Origin of the sequence: Exiguobacterium sp. Helios (assembly GCF_014524545.1) — a bacterium.
GTDB lineage: Bacteria > Bacillota > Bacilli > Exiguobacteriales > Exiguobacteriaceae > Exiguobacterium_A.
Genome location: NZ_CP053557.1, coordinates 2219452 through 2236085, shown reverse-complemented (window position 1 = coordinate 2236085; position 16634 = coordinate 2219452). Strand labels below are relative to the sequence as shown.

The 16634-nt window shown below is 45.7% G+C and carries 21 protein-coding genes and 1 pseudogene; 19 read left to right on the top strand and 3 right to left on the bottom strand.

The features are described from left to right. Positions 1-180 precede the first annotated feature (180 nt). The 9 genes from cyoE (at position 181) to HNY42_RS11695 (ending at position 7474) form a co-directional block, all read left to right on the top strand. Positions 181-1113 (top strand): heme o synthase, encoded by a 933-nt coding sequence (cyoE, locus tag HNY42_RS11735; RefSeq protein ID WP_188004533.1) that lies wholly within the window; start codon positions 181-183, stop codon positions 1111-1113. 64 nt (positions 1114-1177) lie between these two features. Further along, positions 1178-2209, top strand: a complete 1032-nt coding sequence (gene coxB / locus HNY42_RS11730) for a cytochrome c oxidase subunit II (RefSeq protein WP_114595411.1) — start codon at positions 1178-1180, stop codon at positions 2207-2209. 34 nt (positions 2210-2243) lie between these two features. Next, on the top strand, positions 2244-4112 hold the full coding sequence (gene ctaD, locus HNY42_RS11725) for a cytochrome c oxidase subunit I (RefSeq protein ID WP_026827913.1): 1869 nt from the start codon (positions 2244-2246) through the stop codon (positions 4110-4112). A gap of 1 nt (position 4113) precedes the next feature. Continuing rightward, positions 4114-4743: a cytochrome (ubi)quinol oxidase subunit III gene (locus HNY42_RS11720; RefSeq protein WP_012370856.1), complete on the top strand. Its 630-nt coding sequence runs from the start codon at positions 4114-4116 to the stop codon at positions 4741-4743. A gap of 1 nt (position 4744) precedes the next feature. Beyond that, a complete protein-coding gene (locus tag HNY42_RS11715; protein ID WP_131972474.1) occupies positions 4745-5074 on the top strand; it encodes a cytochrome C oxidase subunit IV family protein in 330 nt (109 codons plus the stop codon). A 130-nt stretch (positions 5075-5204) separates the two neighbouring features. Beyond that, positions 5205-6110 carry a cytochrome c oxidase assembly factor CtaG gene (gene ctaG / locus HNY42_RS11710; protein WP_114595413.1) on the top strand — a complete coding sequence of 302 codons (906 nt, stop codon included), beginning with the start codon at positions 5205-5207 and terminating at the stop codon, positions 6108-6110. A gap of 18 nt (positions 6111-6128) precedes the next feature. After that, entirely contained in the window at positions 6129-6590 is a 462-nt protein-coding gene (locus HNY42_RS11705; RefSeq protein WP_114595414.1) for a DUF420 domain-containing protein, read from the top strand. 12 nt (positions 6591-6602) lie between these two features. Next, positions 6603-7208 (top strand): SCO family protein, encoded by a 606-nt coding sequence (locus tag HNY42_RS11700; protein ID WP_114595415.1) that lies wholly within the window; start codon positions 6603-6605, stop codon positions 7206-7208. An 8-nt stretch (positions 7209-7216) separates the two neighbouring features. Next, positions 7217-7474 carry a hypothetical protein gene (locus HNY42_RS11695; protein WP_114595416.1) on the top strand — a complete coding sequence of 86 codons (258 nt, stop codon included), beginning with the start codon at positions 7217-7219 and terminating at the stop codon, positions 7472-7474. Positions 7475-7631: 157 nt separating this feature from the next. On the opposite strand, the gene HNY42_RS11690 is transcribed toward HNY42_RS11695, so the two are convergent. Together HNY42_RS11690 and HNY42_RS11685 are read right to left on the bottom strand one after the other, a co-directional pair. Continuing rightward, positions 7632-7982 (bottom strand): YugN family protein, encoded by a 351-nt coding sequence (locus HNY42_RS11690; RefSeq protein ID WP_012370850.1) that lies wholly within the window; start codon positions 7980-7982, stop codon positions 7632-7634. 110 nt (positions 7983-8092) lie between these two features. Continuing rightward, a complete protein-coding gene (locus HNY42_RS11685; RefSeq protein ID WP_255508341.1) occupies positions 8093-8860 on the bottom strand; it encodes an ATP-grasp domain-containing protein in 768 nt (255 codons plus the stop codon). Between the two features lie 101 nt (positions 8861-8961). Between HNY42_RS11685 and HNY42_RS11680 the strand changes: the two genes are divergently transcribed. The 5 genes from HNY42_RS11680 to HNY42_RS11660 are packed head-to-tail and all read left to right on the top strand — an operon-like array spanning position 8962 to position 11795. Then, entirely contained in the window at positions 8962-9402 is a 441-nt protein-coding gene (locus HNY42_RS11680) for a YlbF/YmcA family competence regulator (protein WP_131972476.1), read from the top strand. Between the two features lie 25 nt (positions 9403-9427). Next, a complete protein-coding gene (locus tag HNY42_RS11675; protein ID WP_114595418.1) occupies positions 9428-9685 on the top strand; it encodes a YlbG family protein in 258 nt (85 codons plus the stop codon). Positions 9686-9739: 54 nt separating this feature from the next. Continuing rightward, positions 9740-10309: a 16S rRNA (guanine(966)-N(2))-methyltransferase RsmD gene (gene rsmD, locus HNY42_RS11670; RefSeq protein ID WP_131972477.1), complete on the top strand. Its 570-nt coding sequence runs from the start codon at positions 9740-9742 to the stop codon at positions 10307-10309. After that, positions 10306-10800: a pantetheine-phosphate adenylyltransferase gene (coaD, locus tag HNY42_RS11665; protein WP_131972478.1), complete on the top strand. Its 495-nt coding sequence runs from the start codon at positions 10306-10308 to the stop codon at positions 10798-10800. Before rsmD ends, coaD begins: the two co-directional genes overlap by 4 nt. Beyond that, a complete protein-coding gene (locus HNY42_RS11660; protein ID WP_131972479.1) occupies positions 10797-11795 on the top strand; it encodes a SepM family pheromone-processing serine protease in 999 nt (332 codons plus the stop codon). The genes coaD and HNY42_RS11660 overlap by 4 nt, the downstream gene beginning before the upstream one ends. Here HNY42_RS11660 and HNY42_RS11655 read toward each other — a convergent pair. Next, positions 11768-12819: pseudogene (locus HNY42_RS11655) on the bottom strand (nucleotidyltransferase family protein). The gene HNY42_RS11660 and the pseudogene HNY42_RS11655 sit on opposite strands and share 28 nt — an antisense overlap. A gap of 161 nt (positions 12820-12980) precedes the next feature. Here HNY42_RS11655 and HNY42_RS11650 point away from each other — a divergent pair. The 5 genes from HNY42_RS11650 (at position 12981) to bshC (ending at position 16573) form a co-directional block, all read left to right on the top strand. Next, a complete protein-coding gene (locus tag HNY42_RS11650; protein WP_114595423.1) occupies positions 12981-13505 on the top strand; it encodes a YceD family protein in 525 nt (174 codons plus the stop codon). 47 nt (positions 13506-13552) lie between these two features. Next, the gene (gene rpmF / locus HNY42_RS11645; protein ID WP_012370841.1) at positions 13553-13726 is read left to right on the top strand and encodes a 50S ribosomal protein L32; all 174 of its coding nucleotides are present in this window, start codon (positions 13553-13555) and stop codon (positions 13724-13726) included. 87 nt (positions 13727-13813) lie between these two features. After that, positions 13814-14635, top strand: a complete 822-nt coding sequence (locus tag HNY42_RS11640; RefSeq protein ID WP_131972481.1) for a ketopantoate reductase family protein — start codon at positions 13814-13816, stop codon at positions 14633-14635. Then, positions 14632-14988, top strand: a complete 357-nt coding sequence (locus HNY42_RS11635; RefSeq protein ID WP_131502647.1) for a DUF3397 family protein — start codon at positions 14632-14634, stop codon at positions 14986-14988. The genes HNY42_RS11640 and HNY42_RS11635 overlap by 4 nt, the downstream gene beginning before the upstream one ends. Before the next feature lie 25 nt (positions 14989-15013). Beyond that, entirely contained in the window at positions 15014-16573 is a 1560-nt protein-coding gene (bshC, locus tag HNY42_RS11630) for a bacillithiol biosynthesis cysteine-adding enzyme BshC (protein ID WP_188004531.1), read from the top strand. Positions 16574-16634 lie beyond the last annotated feature (61 nt).

The following is a 16634-nucleotide window of genomic DNA, read 5'->3' as shown; positions in this document are numbered from 1 at the left end:
CACATAGATTTCACATTTTGTTCATTATGTCGAAAGTATTTTCATACGTCATGACCTTGAATATGTGGTATCTTTTATAGAGAAAAGGACGTTTCGTGGCGTGTCTGTGTTATTTCTGTGAAGAAAATACGTGAATCCTACGTACAGAAAGAACGCGGACGGTTAGAAGGAGGAAACAACATGGCGAAAGTAAACGGGGAGACCCTGGACATCATGATCGAGCAATCGGATCAGCCGACGTTCAAGGACTATGTCACCCTAGCAAAGATGGGAATCGTTCGTGCGAATCTCATCACCGTCTTCGCAGGTTATGTCGTGGCAGCATCATACTTAACGGATGATGTTCTACTGTATTTGTGGCAGACGAAGTTGACATTATTGTGGACGCTTCTCGGAAGTGGACTGGTCATTGCCGGTAGTTGTTACCTCAATAACTATATCGACCGTGACATTGATTACAAGATGGAGCGGACGATGGGAAGACCGAGTGTTACCGGTAAGATGGATGGGCAACGGATATTGGCATTAGGACTTGGGATACTGGCTACCGGTACCGTTCTCTTGCTGATCGTTAACCATGTCGCGGCAGTTTTCGGATTGATTGGTTCGTTTGTCTACGTCGTCATCTATACGATGTGGTTAAAGCGGACACACACGATCAATACAGTCGTAGGTGGTATTTCCGGAGCAGTGCCACCGATCATTGGATTTGCGGCAGTCACTCCAACACTTCATATCGATGCATGGATTTTGTTTCTCATCATGTTCGTATGGCAACCGCCTCACTTCCTTGCGCTCGCCATGAGACGGACGGAAGAGTACCGGGCTGCCGGTATTCCAATGTTACCTGTCGTCAATGGTTTTGCGATCACGAAACGGCAAATTGTATGGTGGATTGCAGTTTTAGTTCCATCATCACTCCTCCTCGCGCATTACGGCATCATTTACATGCTTGTCATGGCTGCGCTTGGTGGATACTGGCTCTACATGGGACTGAAAGGTCTCAAAATCAAGGAAGAACAAGCTGAGATTAAGTGGGCTTCGAAGATGTTTTTCTTCTCGCTCTTTTATTTCACGGCTTGGATCGTGACGGTCGTACTCGTTTCTCTCTAAAACGATTTGACATACTTCACGGACACCATTAAGAAAGAAAAAAATTGGGGAAAAGAAAGTGGGGATGGTTGTGAAAAAATCAGGAAAAATGCTCTTCCGGCTTCTTCCGATCGGTTTGATGGCATTATTGTTATCAGGTTGTGGAATCCCGGAATTGTCCGCACTACAGCCTCGCGGGGAAGGCGCACAAATGCAACTTGAAATCATTAAGCTCAGCTTATGGGTCATGTTGTTTGTCCTTGCGATTGTAGCAGTCATCTATATTTACGTACTTATGAAATTCCGTCGTAAAGCTGGAGACAACACTGTTCCGAAACAAGTGGAAGGAAATCACACACTTGAAATCATCTGGACAGTCATTCCGATTCTCTTATTAGTCGTTCTTGCCGTACCAACCATCAAAACGACGGTTGAATTAGCAGATGCGAAAGAAGCGAAGAAAAATGAAGTCATCAACGTTACAGCAAACCTGTACTGGTGGGAGTTCGAATATCCAGACAAAGGTGTTTCAACAGGACAAGAGCTCGTTATTCCAGTCGGAAAACGTGTTGCTGTCAACTTAACTTCAAAAGACGTCATTCACTCATTCTGGGTACCTGCTCTTTCAGGTAAAACAGATACAAACCCGGGTCTTGAGAATGAAATGTGGTTACAAGCACAAGAAGCCGGTACGTACTACGGTAAATGTGCCGAGTTATGTGGACCATCGCATGCTTTGATGGACTTCAAGGTCATCGCGCTTGAACAAGATGATTATGATGCATGGCTTAAAGACATGAAGTCAGCTAAAGAAGCAGAAACAAAACAATTGGATGCAAAAAATGAAAAAAACTGGACGACTGGCGAGCAGGTTTACGCACAAAACTGCCTCAGCTGTCACGGTGGCGGGAAAGTCGCGCCAAGCTTAACAAACTTTGGTGATCGTCAGCGTATCGCTGGATACCTCGATCATGACAAAGAAAATCTCGAAAAATGGATTCGCGATCCACAAAAAGAAAAACAAGGAACAAAAATGCCTGGTTTCTCTGAAGATAAGATTAGCGATGAAGAGTTAAGCGAACTTGCAGACTACCTATTGGACAAAAAGCTCCAATAATATTTAAGGGGGAATCATAGTGGGGACACATACTATGGGTATGCCGAAGAAAAAAACCGGCATCATGGACTGGCTAACGACAGTCGACCATAAAAAAATCGGGGTTCTCTATATCATCTCTGGATTGTTTTTCCTTCTGGTTGGTGGCGTAGAAGCCTTAATGATTCGTTTTCAATTGATTAAACCGATGAACGATTTCGTCAGCGGTGAATTATTTAACCAGTTGATCACGATGCACGGTACGACCATGATCTTCCTGGCAGCCATGCCGATGTTGATCGGTTATATGAACGCTGCTGTTCCGCTTCAAATCGGAGCACGTGACGTTGCGTTTCCGTTTTTAAATGCACTTGGTTTTTGGTTGTTCTTCTTCGGGGGAGTTTTGTTGAACCTGTCATGGTTCTTCGGCGCAGCTCCGAACGCAGGGTGGACAGCATATGCACCACTTTCAACTGTTCCAGAATCACTCGGTGTTGATTTCTACTCACTCGGATTACAGATTTCTGGTTTCGGTACACTCATGGGGGGGATTAACTTCCTCGTTACGATTTTGAACATGCGTGCACCAGGTATGAAACTGATGCGGATGCCGTTGTTCACATGGACAGCATTCGTTGCATCAGCATTGATCGTTTTCGCATTCCCGCCACTTACGGTCGGATTGTTCCTCTTGACGTTTGAGCGTCTGTTCGGGGCACATTTCTTCGATCCGGCAGCCGGTGGTAACATCGTCATCTGGGAACACCTTTTCTGGATTTTCGGTCACCCGGAAGTGTATATCTTGATTTTACCGGCCTTCGGTATCTTCTCAGAAATCATTCCTACTTTTGCCCGTAAACGTCTCTTCGGTTATACGACGATGGTCTTTGCGACAATGTTAATCGGTTTCTTAGGATTCATGGTTTGGGTTCACCACATGTTCACAGTTGGACTTGGTCCGGTTGCGAACGCAATCTTCGCGGTTGCGACAATGGCGATCGCCGTTCCGACCGGGGTTAAAATCTTCAACTGGCTCTTTACGCTATGGGGCGGTAAATTGACGTTCCCAGTTGCGATGCTCTACTCGGTTGCTTTCATCCCATCGTTCCTTGTTGGTGGTATGACAGGGGTCATGCTTTCTGTTGCTCCTGCCGATTATCAGTACCATGACAGCTACTTCGTAGTTGCCCACTTCCACTACGTTATCGTTGGTGGAGTTGTCTTCGGTCTCTTCGCAGGTCTGTACTACTGGTTCCCACTCATGTTCGGGAAACAGCTCAACGAGTTCTGGGGTAAAATTCAATTCTGGTTGTTCTTCATCGGCTTCCACTTGACGTTCTTCCCACAACACATTCTCGGTCTGACTGGTATGCCACGTCGTGTCTTCACGTACTTGCCAAACCAAGGCTGGGAAACAATGAACTTACTGTCATCAATCGGAGCAGCCTTCATGGGTGTCTCGACAATCGTTCTTGTCGTATCCATCGTTGCGGCATTGATGTCAAAAGAATACGTTAAACGTGACGTCTGGGGCGACGGTCGTACCCTCGAGTGGACACTTCCTGTCCCAACTCCAGAGTACAACTTTGCACAGATTCCACTTGTTAAAGGTCTTGACACATACTGGCTCGAAAAAATGGCTGGAAACAAAACGGTTTCGGTTTCGGAAGAAGTCGGCGATATCCACATGCCGAACAACTCGATCCTGCCATTCGTCATGTCTGTCGGTTTATTCCTTGCCGGTCTCGGATTCATTCTTCGCCTTGACTACGGTACAGTAGGTCTGATTATCGCCTTGATCGGTCTTGCGATGACACTCTTCGCAATGTTCCTCCGTTCTTGGATTGACGATGAAGGATACTACATCCCGAAAGCGGAAATCGAAAAAGATCTACGCCTTGAAGCTGAAAAGGAGGCGAAGTAAGATGGGACATCATTCAGTACCAAACAACCCGATTACGGGTATTCCGGATCATGTTGAAAAAGCAACACTTGAGGGTAAGAATAAATATGTAGCCTTCTGGTTCTTCCTTGGAGGAGAGACGACATTGTTCGCTTCTCTCTTCGGGACGTACATCGGGTTGCACAACTCCGGTGCGAAAGAAGGATTACGCAGTTACGATATTTTTGAAATGGGTCTTGTCTTCATCATGACGATGCTCCTTCTCACAAGTTCACTGACAAGTGTTCTTGCGATGATGGCGATGAAACGTAATGATGTGAAGAAAATGAAAATGTGGTTGATCATCACGCTTGCACTCGGTTTAGGGTTCCTCAGCGGTGAGATTTATGAGTTCAACCATTACTACCACATCGGTCACACGTTTACTTCAAGTGCCTTTGGATCTGCCTTCTACACATTGGTTGGATTCCACGGAGCACACGTTTTGTTCGGTCTCCTCTGGATCTCTACATTGTTGATTCGGAACTGGAATCGCGGGATTACGGTCGTTAACGCACCGAAGTATTATGTTTCAAGTCTTTACTGGCACTTCATTGACGTCGTCTGGGTCTTTATCTTCTCAGTCGTCTATCTCATGGGGATGGTGAAATAAGATGGAAAAACACGAACCGCAATTAACACGTAATCAAGTTGAACTCGAGATGAAAGCAGATCGCAGCCGCGAGATGCAGTTGCAACTCACAAGTTTCGCTTTGATGATCTTTCTCACACTGATTGCTTTTGGTGCGGTCATGGCAGAACTCATGCCACATTGGGCAGCCGGTGGATTCCTGATCATCATGGCAATCGTGCAAGTGTACCTCCAACTTTATATGTTCATGCACATGAACAATAAAGGAAATACATGGATCAAAGTCATGATGGCACTCGGTATCTTCGTCGCCTTGACGATCGTCGCGACACTCCGTCTTTTGATCTGGTAATAAATTGTGACCATTCTGCTAACGTTTAGCAGGATGGTCTTTTATTTTGGAATCGTTTTATGAGAAACCTTTACAATGAAATAGGGGAACGGTAATCTTAATCTGTAGGAAAAAGGAACGGGGTGAAAACATGTTAGGCAACTTAAGGGGATCTTTATCACAATTCGACTGGACGGTTTTATGGAGTCCATATTATGCATTACTTTTGATTGGTATATATGTTTTATACGCTGTCTTGACGGAAAAGATCCGTCGACCCGATGAAGCTGAGACGACGCTAGGGCAGAAGTTTTCGATGCTTGCGGCATTATTCGTCTATTACATCGGTTTTGGCAGTCCGCTTGACGTCCTCGCGCACATCACATTCTCTGCCCATATGCTGCAGATGGTATTCGTGTATATGGTGGCGCCACCGCTCTTGATGATGGCGATTCCAGGGTGGGTATTCAAACGGTTGTTTGAGGTGCCATATCTCGGACGGACATTACGATTTTTCATTTTGCCGTTGATTGCACTGATTTTGTTTAATTCCTTGTTCACGTTTTACCACATGCCATTCATCTTTGATTATGTCTTGACGAATTATACGGTGCACCGGATTTTCCACGGAACACTGATTTTCCTCAGCATGACGATGTGGTATCCGATCATTGCACCCGTCAACGAAGAAGACAGTTTGTCGGACTTGAAGAAGATGGTGTATATCGTGGCGAACGGTGTATTGTTGACACCGGCGTGTGCGTTCATGATCTTTAGTCAAAGTTTTCAGTACGATGCCTATCAGGATCCGGCTACTTTTGCGAAAGTATTAGCATACTGTATGCCGAATAATGATTTAAGTGGACTCAACATGGAACGACTATTCGGAACAACAAAAGATTTGCTTGAGGACCAGCGTTTTGGCGGAGTTCTCATGAAACTCGGTCAAGAATTAGTGTACGGGCTGTTCTTTGGTCTGACGTTCTTTACATGGGTCAGACGTTCTAAAAGTACTGCTGTCGATGAAGGTATGTCCTTCTCGCCAAAAGCGGATTAAATTGGGGGAAGTTGGAACATGAGTTATTTGCCGTTGATTTGTGTCTCGTTGATTGTCATCAGTGCGATTTTTGTCGCAATCGGTTGGTTTTTGATTGCGCAGACACGCCGGAATATGAAAGCACACCAATTCGTGATGACGATTGCTGCTGCGTTAGCTTTACTCTTCTTCATCATGTATGCGTTACGAACGATTTTATTGGGCAACACTGCATTTGGAGGACCCGATACGATTAAACCGTACTATACTGGATTTTTGATTTTCCATATCCTGCTCGCCACATCAGGTGGTGTCCTTGGACTGATGGCTCTTTTCTTTGCTTATAAGAAAAACTTTGCGAAACACCGTAAAATTGGTCCGAAAGCATCGGTCATTTGGTTTTTAACGGCGATTACAGGTGTTATCGTCTACTGTCTTTTATACGTGGTCTACGAGCCGGGAGAGACAACAAATGTGTTTCGGGCAATCTGGAACCATTAAGGAGGTCTTGATTTGAAGAAAAACAGTTATTTGACTGTCGCCGCAGTCGTATTGATTTTAGTAGCTGCAGCAGGCGGATATTATTATTTTTTCATGAAAGAAAAATTACCTGTCATTGCGGAACCAACTCCGTTTGAATTGACGAATGCAGTCGATGGAAAGCAGTTTAGTTCGGAAGATGGAAAAGTCAAAGTCTTGACGTTTTTCTACTCGAACTGTCCGGACATCTGTCCGTTGACGTTAAACGATTACCGCAAATTAGAAAAACAGTTACGTGCTGAAGAATTGTACGGAACAGATGTTGAACTTGTTGCGGTTACGGTCGACCCGAAAGTGGATACACAAAAAGTCCTGAAAAAATATGCGTCCAACTTCGAGGCGAATGCAGAAGGCTGGAAAGTCTTGACGGGAGACGATGTCGTCATCGATCGTCTGACACGCCAATTGAATTTCTATTATTCAAAAGCAGAAAGCGGCTTGGTCACACACGGCACGCAGATGTTCATCCTTGATCGGGACAATAAAGTCCGGGCGATTTCTTCGATGGCAAAAACGACAGACGAACCGGTTGACTTAGAGGAAGTAATGACATCGGTCAAACAACTTGCGAAGGAGTGAATACCGTGATGGAACAGCAGTATGAAGTAACAGGCGAAGTGACGGTCTCCGTACAAGCGATTGAAGAACTTTTACTCTGTACAGTCCTTGATTTCGGCGCAACTGTAGCACGGATCAAACGATTATCCGGAGACTCGATTTCATTCAGCTTGAAAGTCCAGGTCGACGCCACCCGGCTTCCGGGTTTGTATCACTATTTGCGTGAACAAGTAAACCTCCAATTAGGGGAAGATGTGCTCGACTATCTTCAGTTGGTGGCCAAGTAACCGGAACCCATCGATTCCAGCGGGATGTCCGGAAAAAGTAAAGGAGGCACTTTCTCGGTTCATGAGAAGGTGCCTCCTTTTTACAACCTTTTTTAAGAAATGGATATGCAAAAAAAAATCAAAATCCACGAAAGGTGAATTTTGATTCGTTTGATGCTTATTTTTCGAGCGTTTCAAGTAGTGCAGTCAAGCGGCGTTCGCAGTCTTTGACGATTTCAGGAGGGAACTCCTCATCGTACTCGACGCCGTGCGGATAGTAATGTTTTCCAAGTAACGGTGTCAACATCCGAACGACTGCTTGACGGTCCTCGATCTCACCTTGAATGGCATAGACCGGAATACGGAGGTAAAATACCTCGCCCGTCGATTGTTTTTCGTACTTCATGTCATACATGGCACGCTCATAATCCCATTGTCCTTCACGGACGAAACGGTGATGCGCCATAATCGTTTCGAGTAACCCAAACTTCATTTCCTTATTTTCGATTCCGAACTGTTCAAACTTCATGTGTGAATCCCCCTATACCCCAGTTTGCTAGCGTACACTAGTCTTTCCAAGCTATCATACCATAATGAAACAACCGATAAAGAAAAAGTTGTGAAGTCAATTTGAAGAATTCATGAACTTCCGTATTTTCGCTCAACGTATTCAAGAATCGTATCCGGTGCATGGATGCCGAGATGATTTAACCCTTCTCCGCCAAAGAAAACGTTAAATTCAAGCACATAAATATGACCGTCCCGGAAAATGAGATCAAATCCGGCATGATCGATATCAAGTTGCTTAGCGAGCGTCAGCACAAAATCAAGTGCCTCCTGTGGAATGTTCTCGAAATCAAGGACACCCCCTTGAGCGACGTTATTTAAGAACTCGGTACCGCCGACCCGCCAGTAGGCAGCGAGAACGTGATCGCCGACGACGACGACACGTAAATCCTTTTCATTCGGAATATATTCCTGTACATAAAACGTATCATGTTGCGCCACGTATTTATCCCAGTCCGCGTCATTTTTGATCAGATGGACGCCTTGACCCATGGAACTGCGGACGGTCTTGGCGACGAACGGAAAACTGAACTGATCGAGTACACGGGAAATCGTGAATTCGTTTTTTCCGTAAATTTCTGTCCGGGGAATATTATTGGGAATAACGGTTTTGAAAATCCGTGTCATTTCGATTTTATCGTGACCCAAATGGAACGTCGCTGCTGAAGGAAAAATCGGTTTTTTCATTCCATAGATGATGGAATGAATCTGCCAGTATTCCGGGAACAAGATGACATCCGCCTGGGCGATTTTATTTAATGAATCAAAATGATAATCCGACTTCGCATGTTCGGTTTTGATTCCAATCGTCCGGAACATGTTAAATGATAAAAATTGCATACAATTCATTCCTTCCTTCTGAACAAATTATACACAATTCAGCGTGCTAGGAGCGAGATAAATGTTATGATATGATGGTTAAGTTAAGGAGGAGATTCGTTGTGATTTATTCAGATAAAACAGTCGACCTCATCAACGCAGCGGAAGACCTTGCATACTCTCTCTCGCAAAGCGAAACAGGTCAAGCATATAGATTAGCAAAACAGGCACGTGCAAACTCAAGACAAGCACAGGATGTGATTCGGGACTTCAACCGAATCAAGGAAGAGTACGAATTGGTGCAACGATTTGGCCGGTATCATCCGGATTATCAAACCATCACAAAAAAAGTACATGAAATTAAACGTGCACTGGATTTACAAGAGGAAGTCGCGCAGTTTAAAAAAGCTGAAAAACAATTGGAAACGCTTCTCGGACAAGTCAGTCTCGTCCTGGCAGGACAAGTCTCTCCTCAAATCAAAGTACCGACTGGAAATCCGTTTTTCGATCAAGGATGCGCAGGCGGATGTTCGACTGGAGGAAGCTGCAGCTGTAGCGGTTAAGAACGACACAAGGGAGGAACGGTGTGTGATCAAGGATCGAATTGGACTTATCGTCTATGTCAATGCATTGAAAGCATCACGTCAATTGCGTCGGTTCGGAAATGTCTATTTCACTTCAAAACGGGAACGATACGTCTTTTTATACGTTGATTTGGAACGACATGAACAGGTGGTTGAACGGATTACAGAATTACCGTTTGTCGAAAGCGTCATTCGATCAGAACGACCGTTCATCAGTGAAACTTATGCAAATAAAAAAGGTAAGATACAAGAAGAAGTCTAACAGGTAGAGCGATGAGGTCATCCTCGTCGCTTTTTTGTGAAAGGATGAGAATGCATGCGGGTCATATCAGGGGAACGAAAAGGGATGCGAATCAAAGCTGTACCGGGGGATCAGACACGACCGACGACAGATAAAGTCAAAGAGTCTTTGTTTAATGTCATCGGACCGTATTTTGACGGAGGAAAGGCACTCGATTTATTTGCCGGCAGTGGCGGTCTTGGGATCGAAGCATTATCACGAGGGTGTGATGAAGCAGTTTTTGTCGATCAACATTTCAAAGCGATTCAAACAATCAAAGAAAATTTAGAGATAACCCGCTTTACAGAGCGCAGCCGCGTCTTAAAGAAGGACGTGACGGTGGCATTATCGGAACTTTCGGGCGAGTCACCTTTTAAACTGATTTTTCTTGATCCACCGTATGCGAAGGAGCAACTTGCTGACCAAGTGGCGTACATAGATCAACATGACATGCTGACAGACAATGGCGTCATTATTTGTGAACATGGAACGGAGACGGAGTTACCGGATGAAATCGGTCGTTTACAGGTCATCAAACGTCTGCGGTACTCTACGGTCATCTCAATTACATTGTATGAATTTACAGAACTGGAGGAACAAGCATGAAACGAATCGCCATCTGTCCCGGGAGTTTTGATCCCATCACGAACGGACATCTTGATATCATTGAACGGGCAGCACCAATCTTTGACGAAATAATCGTTGCCGTACTGAACAATTCCTCCAAGCAACCGCTGTTTTCGGTGCGTGAACGAATGGAGCTGATTTCGAAAGTGACGGAACATTTACCGCACATTAAAGTCGATTCCTTTAACGGGTTACTCGTCGATTATGCTTCGGAGGTCGGAGCCGACGTCATCGTCCGTGGATTACGTGCCGTATCGGATTTTGAATATGAAATGCAGGTCGCCTCAATCAATAAAAAAATGAATGATCAAATCGAGACTTTGTTTATGATGACAAATAACCAATATTCGTTTTTGAGTTCATCAATTGTCAAGGAAGCCGCAAAATACGGAGCCTCCGTTGCCGGACTTGTGCCTCCTGCCGTCGAAGAAGCATTACGTCATAAATACAGCAAAGGAGAATTGAGATGAAAGCTTGGAAACCGGCACTGGCCGCTGTACTCGCAGCGATGATTGCTTTTTTTGTTCCGCTTCCGTATTTTATCTCTTATCCCGGAGATGCGACCTCGACGGAGCAATTGATTGATGTCGAAGGAGCGACGAAGGAGCCGGGGGATTTAATGATGTTAACGATTGCCCAGCGCCGGGCGACTCCGTATTTTCTCGTAGAGAGCCTATTTTTGCCGTTTGCGGATCGTTCGAGTGTCAGTGACTATTTGTATGACGGTGAGTCGGATACGCAGTATGAGAAACGTCAGAAGCTTTACATGGAAGAAGCCCAGCATAACGCGACGATTGAAGGGTATGAGCTCGCAGGGAAGAAGGCGACGGTCGATTTCAAGGGCATTTATGTATCTGGCATCATTCCGGACGGTCCGGCAGACGGGAAGTTAAAAGCGGGGGACCAAATCACGGCGGTTGGTGACGAAGCGATTACTTCATTGAGCGGATTCATGGAAACGATCAGCAGTAAAAAAGCTGGGACGGAAGTAGAGTTGACGTTCCTACGAAACAAAAAACAACGACAAACGAATATCAAAGTCAGTCAGCTGACGAAGGAATCAGAGCGAGTTGGACTGGGGATTTATGAGCCGCTTCCGATGTCTTCGGTAAAGACGGATCCAGAAGTCGATTTTAACGTCAAGGATGTCGGCGGTCCGTCGGCTGGGATGATGTTTACACTCGAGATTTACGACCAACTGACGAAGGGTGACTTAGCGAAAGGGTATAAAATTGCCGGGACAGGTACGATTGAAGAAGGTGGAAAAGTCGGTCCGATCGGCGGCGCCTGGCAAAAAGTTGTGGCAGCAGACGAAGCGGATGCAGAAATCATGTTTGTCCCGTCCGGTGAAAATTACAAAGAAGCTAAACCGTCCATAAAAAAAATCGAGACGAATATGAAACTCGTCCCGATCAAGACAGTGGAAGATGCACTGGATTATTTAGAAGCGTTGCCGGCGAAATGAGCAAAACGGCGATGCTCTTCGAGCGCGTCATAACGAGCCAAGGGCACAGCATAGGCTGCTGTGACTTGGCTTTCTTTGATGAGCCAAGGATGTTTCTCGAATGTCGAGATGACCGGGACCCGTTGTTTGATTTCGCGTAAAGCGAGGCGTCCTTTATCATTGAATGCTAACGGACGCACATAGTCAATCCGGTCAAATGCAATCTCGTCAATCTCATTTGCCTTAGTTGAAGTCAATACGTAAATCAGGGCGCGTTGAAGGCTCGTCCGGGTATAACGACGCGTTTTGACAGCAGCCATGAAGTCGTCAAACGTCTCGTTTTTGCGTGCTCCTTCAATCAATCGCGGAGCCAAGGAAGAATCAATCCCGTTAAATTGCGTTAAATCATCGAGACTGGTTGTCAGAAGGCGGTGGCGGATAAACGGATAGTAGGGCTCAAATGAAGCGAAGACCGCGTTCTGCAGCGTCTCAGCGGTCATTGCCGGCAAACCGATTAACGAGTGGTGTTTGGCATAGTAGGCGCGGATGGCCGTCGCACTCATGATGTCACCGATCGAAAGGTCATGATAGCCGCTCCCGATTCGTTTAGTCGTGTGTAAGGTAATCGTAGAGGCAGCCCGTGCGTAATAGTAGCCGAGGGTATTATTCGGCGTCGTCAAGTCCAGGGTTGTCGTCATTTCCCGAAATGCTTGGCTGGCGGCTGTTGCCGAAGACAGTCCGCGCGCTAATCCTTGTTGGACCAATTCTTGATAACGTGGACTCGCTTCATGATTTTCAGCAGCGGCATGGATGAAAGAGGCTAACTGACCACATTCGCTCCCGAACGATAAAATTTCGGCTCCGATGGTCTCCGCAATCGTTACCCCGCCGAGGGCGAACCGGTCAGCCCGTTGGACAGCGAAATAAAATGGAAGTTCGAGAACGAGATCGATTTCACCACTTGCGACAGCTGCTTGCGCGCGATTTTGGCTTGATAAAGGTGTCCATTGTGAAACGGATTGTACTCAGAAATAATTGCAGTCATTCTCATGAAACTTTCTCCTTTGCAAACCGAATTAAGTGCGGTAATATGGATGAAGACGTCCAAAAGTGTTCGTTCTCTAGCGATTTCAGTGTAAAGAAAAAACATTGACAAAACAAGATGTCCTCTCTATAATTCATATTGTTGCAATTGAGGTGATTCGGATGAAATGGTCCCTGATGCAATTGAATAAATTGCGCAATCTGGGTCAACTTCAGGTTAACGAGACGATTGAGCTTCCTGAGCTTATCGCCCTCCATCCGGATATCCGGGCGGTGCAACCTGTGCACGTTCGTGCAAATGCATCGTTTACATCGAATCAATTAATATTCAATCTCCGGATTACAGGTGAAATGACGCTTCCGGATGCCCGGACGCTGAGTGACGTCGCGTACCCGTTCGAGATTGAATCCATCGAGTCGTTCCTGCTCGAGGTTGATGCTGTTCCGAGTGATTCGGATGAGATCAACTTACCGAACGGGAATACGGTTGATCTTCAACCACTCGTGCAAGAATTGATTTTACTTCATGTGCCAGTGCAAGTGCATGGGGATGATGAAGAAAATCAGTTGGTTCAAGGGGAAGGCTGGACGGTTCTCTCTGAAGAAGCGCCAGAAGAAACTGAACCAAAAATTGATCCGCGACTTGCGGGTCTCGCTCAGTTCTTTAAAAAAGATCAGGATTCCTAATCTTTTCATAAAAAGACGAGTGTATTTTTTCAAGGAGGTGGACAACGATGGCAGTACCATTCCGCAGAACGTCGAAAACACGCAAACGTCTTCGCCGTACTCATTTCAAACTCCGTGTACCAGGTATGGTCGAGTGCCCAAACTGTGGTGAAATGAAACTTTCACACCGCGTTTGTAAAGCATGTGGCTCGTACAAAGGTAAAGAAATCGTCAGCAAGTAAGCTGAATGATCGGTATAAAAGCGACCCTAGAATCGAGCAATCGGTTTGACAGGTCGCTTTTTTTGATGAAAGAAGGAGCGTGAGCGGATGAGTAATATAGGAATCATCGGTGCCGGATCGATTGGATTGTTAATCGCGTCCTACCTTGCAGAACAACACCATGTGACACTCTATACGAGACAAACGACAGGGCACGACATCACCATCCTCCGGGATGACCAAGTCAGCCAACCGGTAGAGGTACGGCCACTTAGTCAATTCGAGTCACAAGACTTGGTGTTCGTGACGACAAAGTCGTATGATATAAAAAGTGTGATGCCTTACCTGACGACCGGAAAGATGCCGGTCATGTTCTTACAGAACGGAATGGGGCATGTGAAAGAAGCAGAGCGGGTACAGTATGCTTTGTTCGGAATCGTCGAACACGGTGCCATGAGAACGGGACGATACGCGGTGCAACATACCGGGATGGGACGCATCCGCTACGGACGAGTACCTGTTCCGATGCTTGAAGCCACACCGTTACAGTTTGAGTATGTTCCGAATATCGAGCAGGTCATGTTAACGAAATTATTCATGAATGCGGTCATCAATCCATTAACAGCCTATTACCGGATTACAAACGGTCAATTGTTGGAAGCGCCCTATGCTGAAAAGGCACACGGTATTTTTGAAGAGTTACGGAACGTCTTTCCAGAACATCCGATCAGTTATGAAGAAATCGCACAGGTCATCAGACGGACCGCATTAAATCGTTCGTCGATGCTTCAAGATCTAGAGCGGGGAAGACAGACAGAAATTGAACCGATTGTCGGTTTTGTCCTGGAACACGCGATGAATCCGACGCCCTTACTGACTTTTTATTTTCATCAGATTAAATCTCAGGAAAAAAGAGGGGATTCGATGTGACGTGGTTTATTATCTTTCCAGTCTTCAGCTTGGTTAGTCTATATATCATTTTTTTTGCTGTCTTTCGCCAACATGGAAAAGCAGTTCGGTTTGCACTTGATTTAGGTACATTCATCGTATTGTATGGGATTCATGTCGCGTTGATTGCACTGACAGGTCAAAATTACTTAGGATGGTTATTGATTGCCGTACTCTTGATTTTTGCGGTCAACGCCTTATGGCAACGCATCAAAAAAGTGGACGTGGATTATATACAAATGATACGACACAGTTGGCGGATTACAATCTTGATTGCTCTTCCAGTTCAGTTGATGCTGTTTGGAATCGGAATTCAACAACTGTTCATTCATTGATTTTGTCAGAAAGAAGGGATTTTGTTTGAAGGTACAATCATTTCATGCCTTGTATGACGAAGATTCATTGATGCATAAAGCCTCTCGCCAGGAATTTTCGAAATACGTTGATCATATTGGAACAGAAGGAATGCGGGCAAGGAGCAGCCTTTTACAAGAACGGCAGTATCCGCATCTGAACCCGCTTGTCGACGAACTGTTGCGGCAAAATCCTCGGTTGAACGACAGCTTGAAGAGCCGTCTCGAACTGTTGCGGACAGGTGAGGCGCAAGTTGTGATTACCGGTCAACAAACCGGAATCTTTGGCGGTCCGATGTACGCCGTTTATAAATTGCTGACCTGTCTAAAGGTTGCCCGCCAAACGGAAGAACTGATCAGTCGCCCGGTTTTCCCGATCTTCTGGTTGGCAACCGAAGACCATGATTTTGATGAAATCAATCATCTGATCGTCCCGACACATGATTTCCGGACGCGGAAGCTGGCCGTCCAGGCGCCGGACTCGATTTCGCGCTCTGTCAGCCGTTTGGCCTTTGATCAGACAGCCGTTAAGGAAATCGTACGTCAGGCATTATGTACTGAACGAGAGACGCCGTATACAAAAGAATTGTTGGCATTGTCGGACCGGTTAATCGAATCCAGTTCGACATATGGAGAATTTTTCGCTTCTTTCTTAGGAGAACTTGTCGATCACGATATCATCTTCTTTGACGCGGATACGCAAGCAGTCCGTCAACTTGAAATCCCGTTTTTCGAACGGCTGATTCAAGACAATACCGAAATCCGCCAAGCCTTATCAAAAGGTATCCAACAAACCACCGAATTGCCGGATACATTTCTAAATGAAGAAGCGGCCCACCTCTTTGTTGAGGATATCGGACGCGATTTGTTATACCCGGGCCAAGATTTTGTGACGAAACAAGGGAAGACCTATACGGAACTGGAACTGTTGGCATTGCTGTATGCAAGCCCGGAACGTTTTTCAAACAGCGTCGTCACACGTCCGTTGATGCAAGATTACTTATTCCCGACACTCGCTTATATCGGAGGACCGGGTGAAATTGCATATTGGACGAGACTACGACCATTATTCCATCACTTCGATTGGACGATGCCGCTGTTGCTTCCACGGATGGGGGCCGTCATGTTGCAGGCGAAGGAAGAGAAAGGGCTTCGGCGTCATGGTCTGAGCCTTGAACAAGCGCTTCAGGCAGGTGTCCCTCTCGCGGCGTTCGATGCGACTGCGATTAAACGCCAATTGCATGACTCGACCATGTTAGGTGCGGTCCTGGTCGAAGAAGTCACCCGGATTGAAAAACAGGAGTTGCAGACGACGGCTGTCGCAACGAAGCTCAATAAACAGCTGCAGCTTGCCTTGGAAACAATCGTCGAACAAAAACGGCGTCTTCATGAACAAACGAATCGGTCGGATCGGGCACTCCAATATCAATTGGCACCCGATTATGCACCCCAGGAACGGATTCATTCGATCTTACCTTGGCTGAATCGCTATGGTTTGAATTTAGTTCAGACCTTGCGGATGCAATATGAACAAACTGAGGCGGAACAATTGAAAATCATGCTATAAACCTGCGAAATCAGCAGGTTTTTTTGTTTTTTTAACGAAAGATACATAAAAGTTCAAAAAA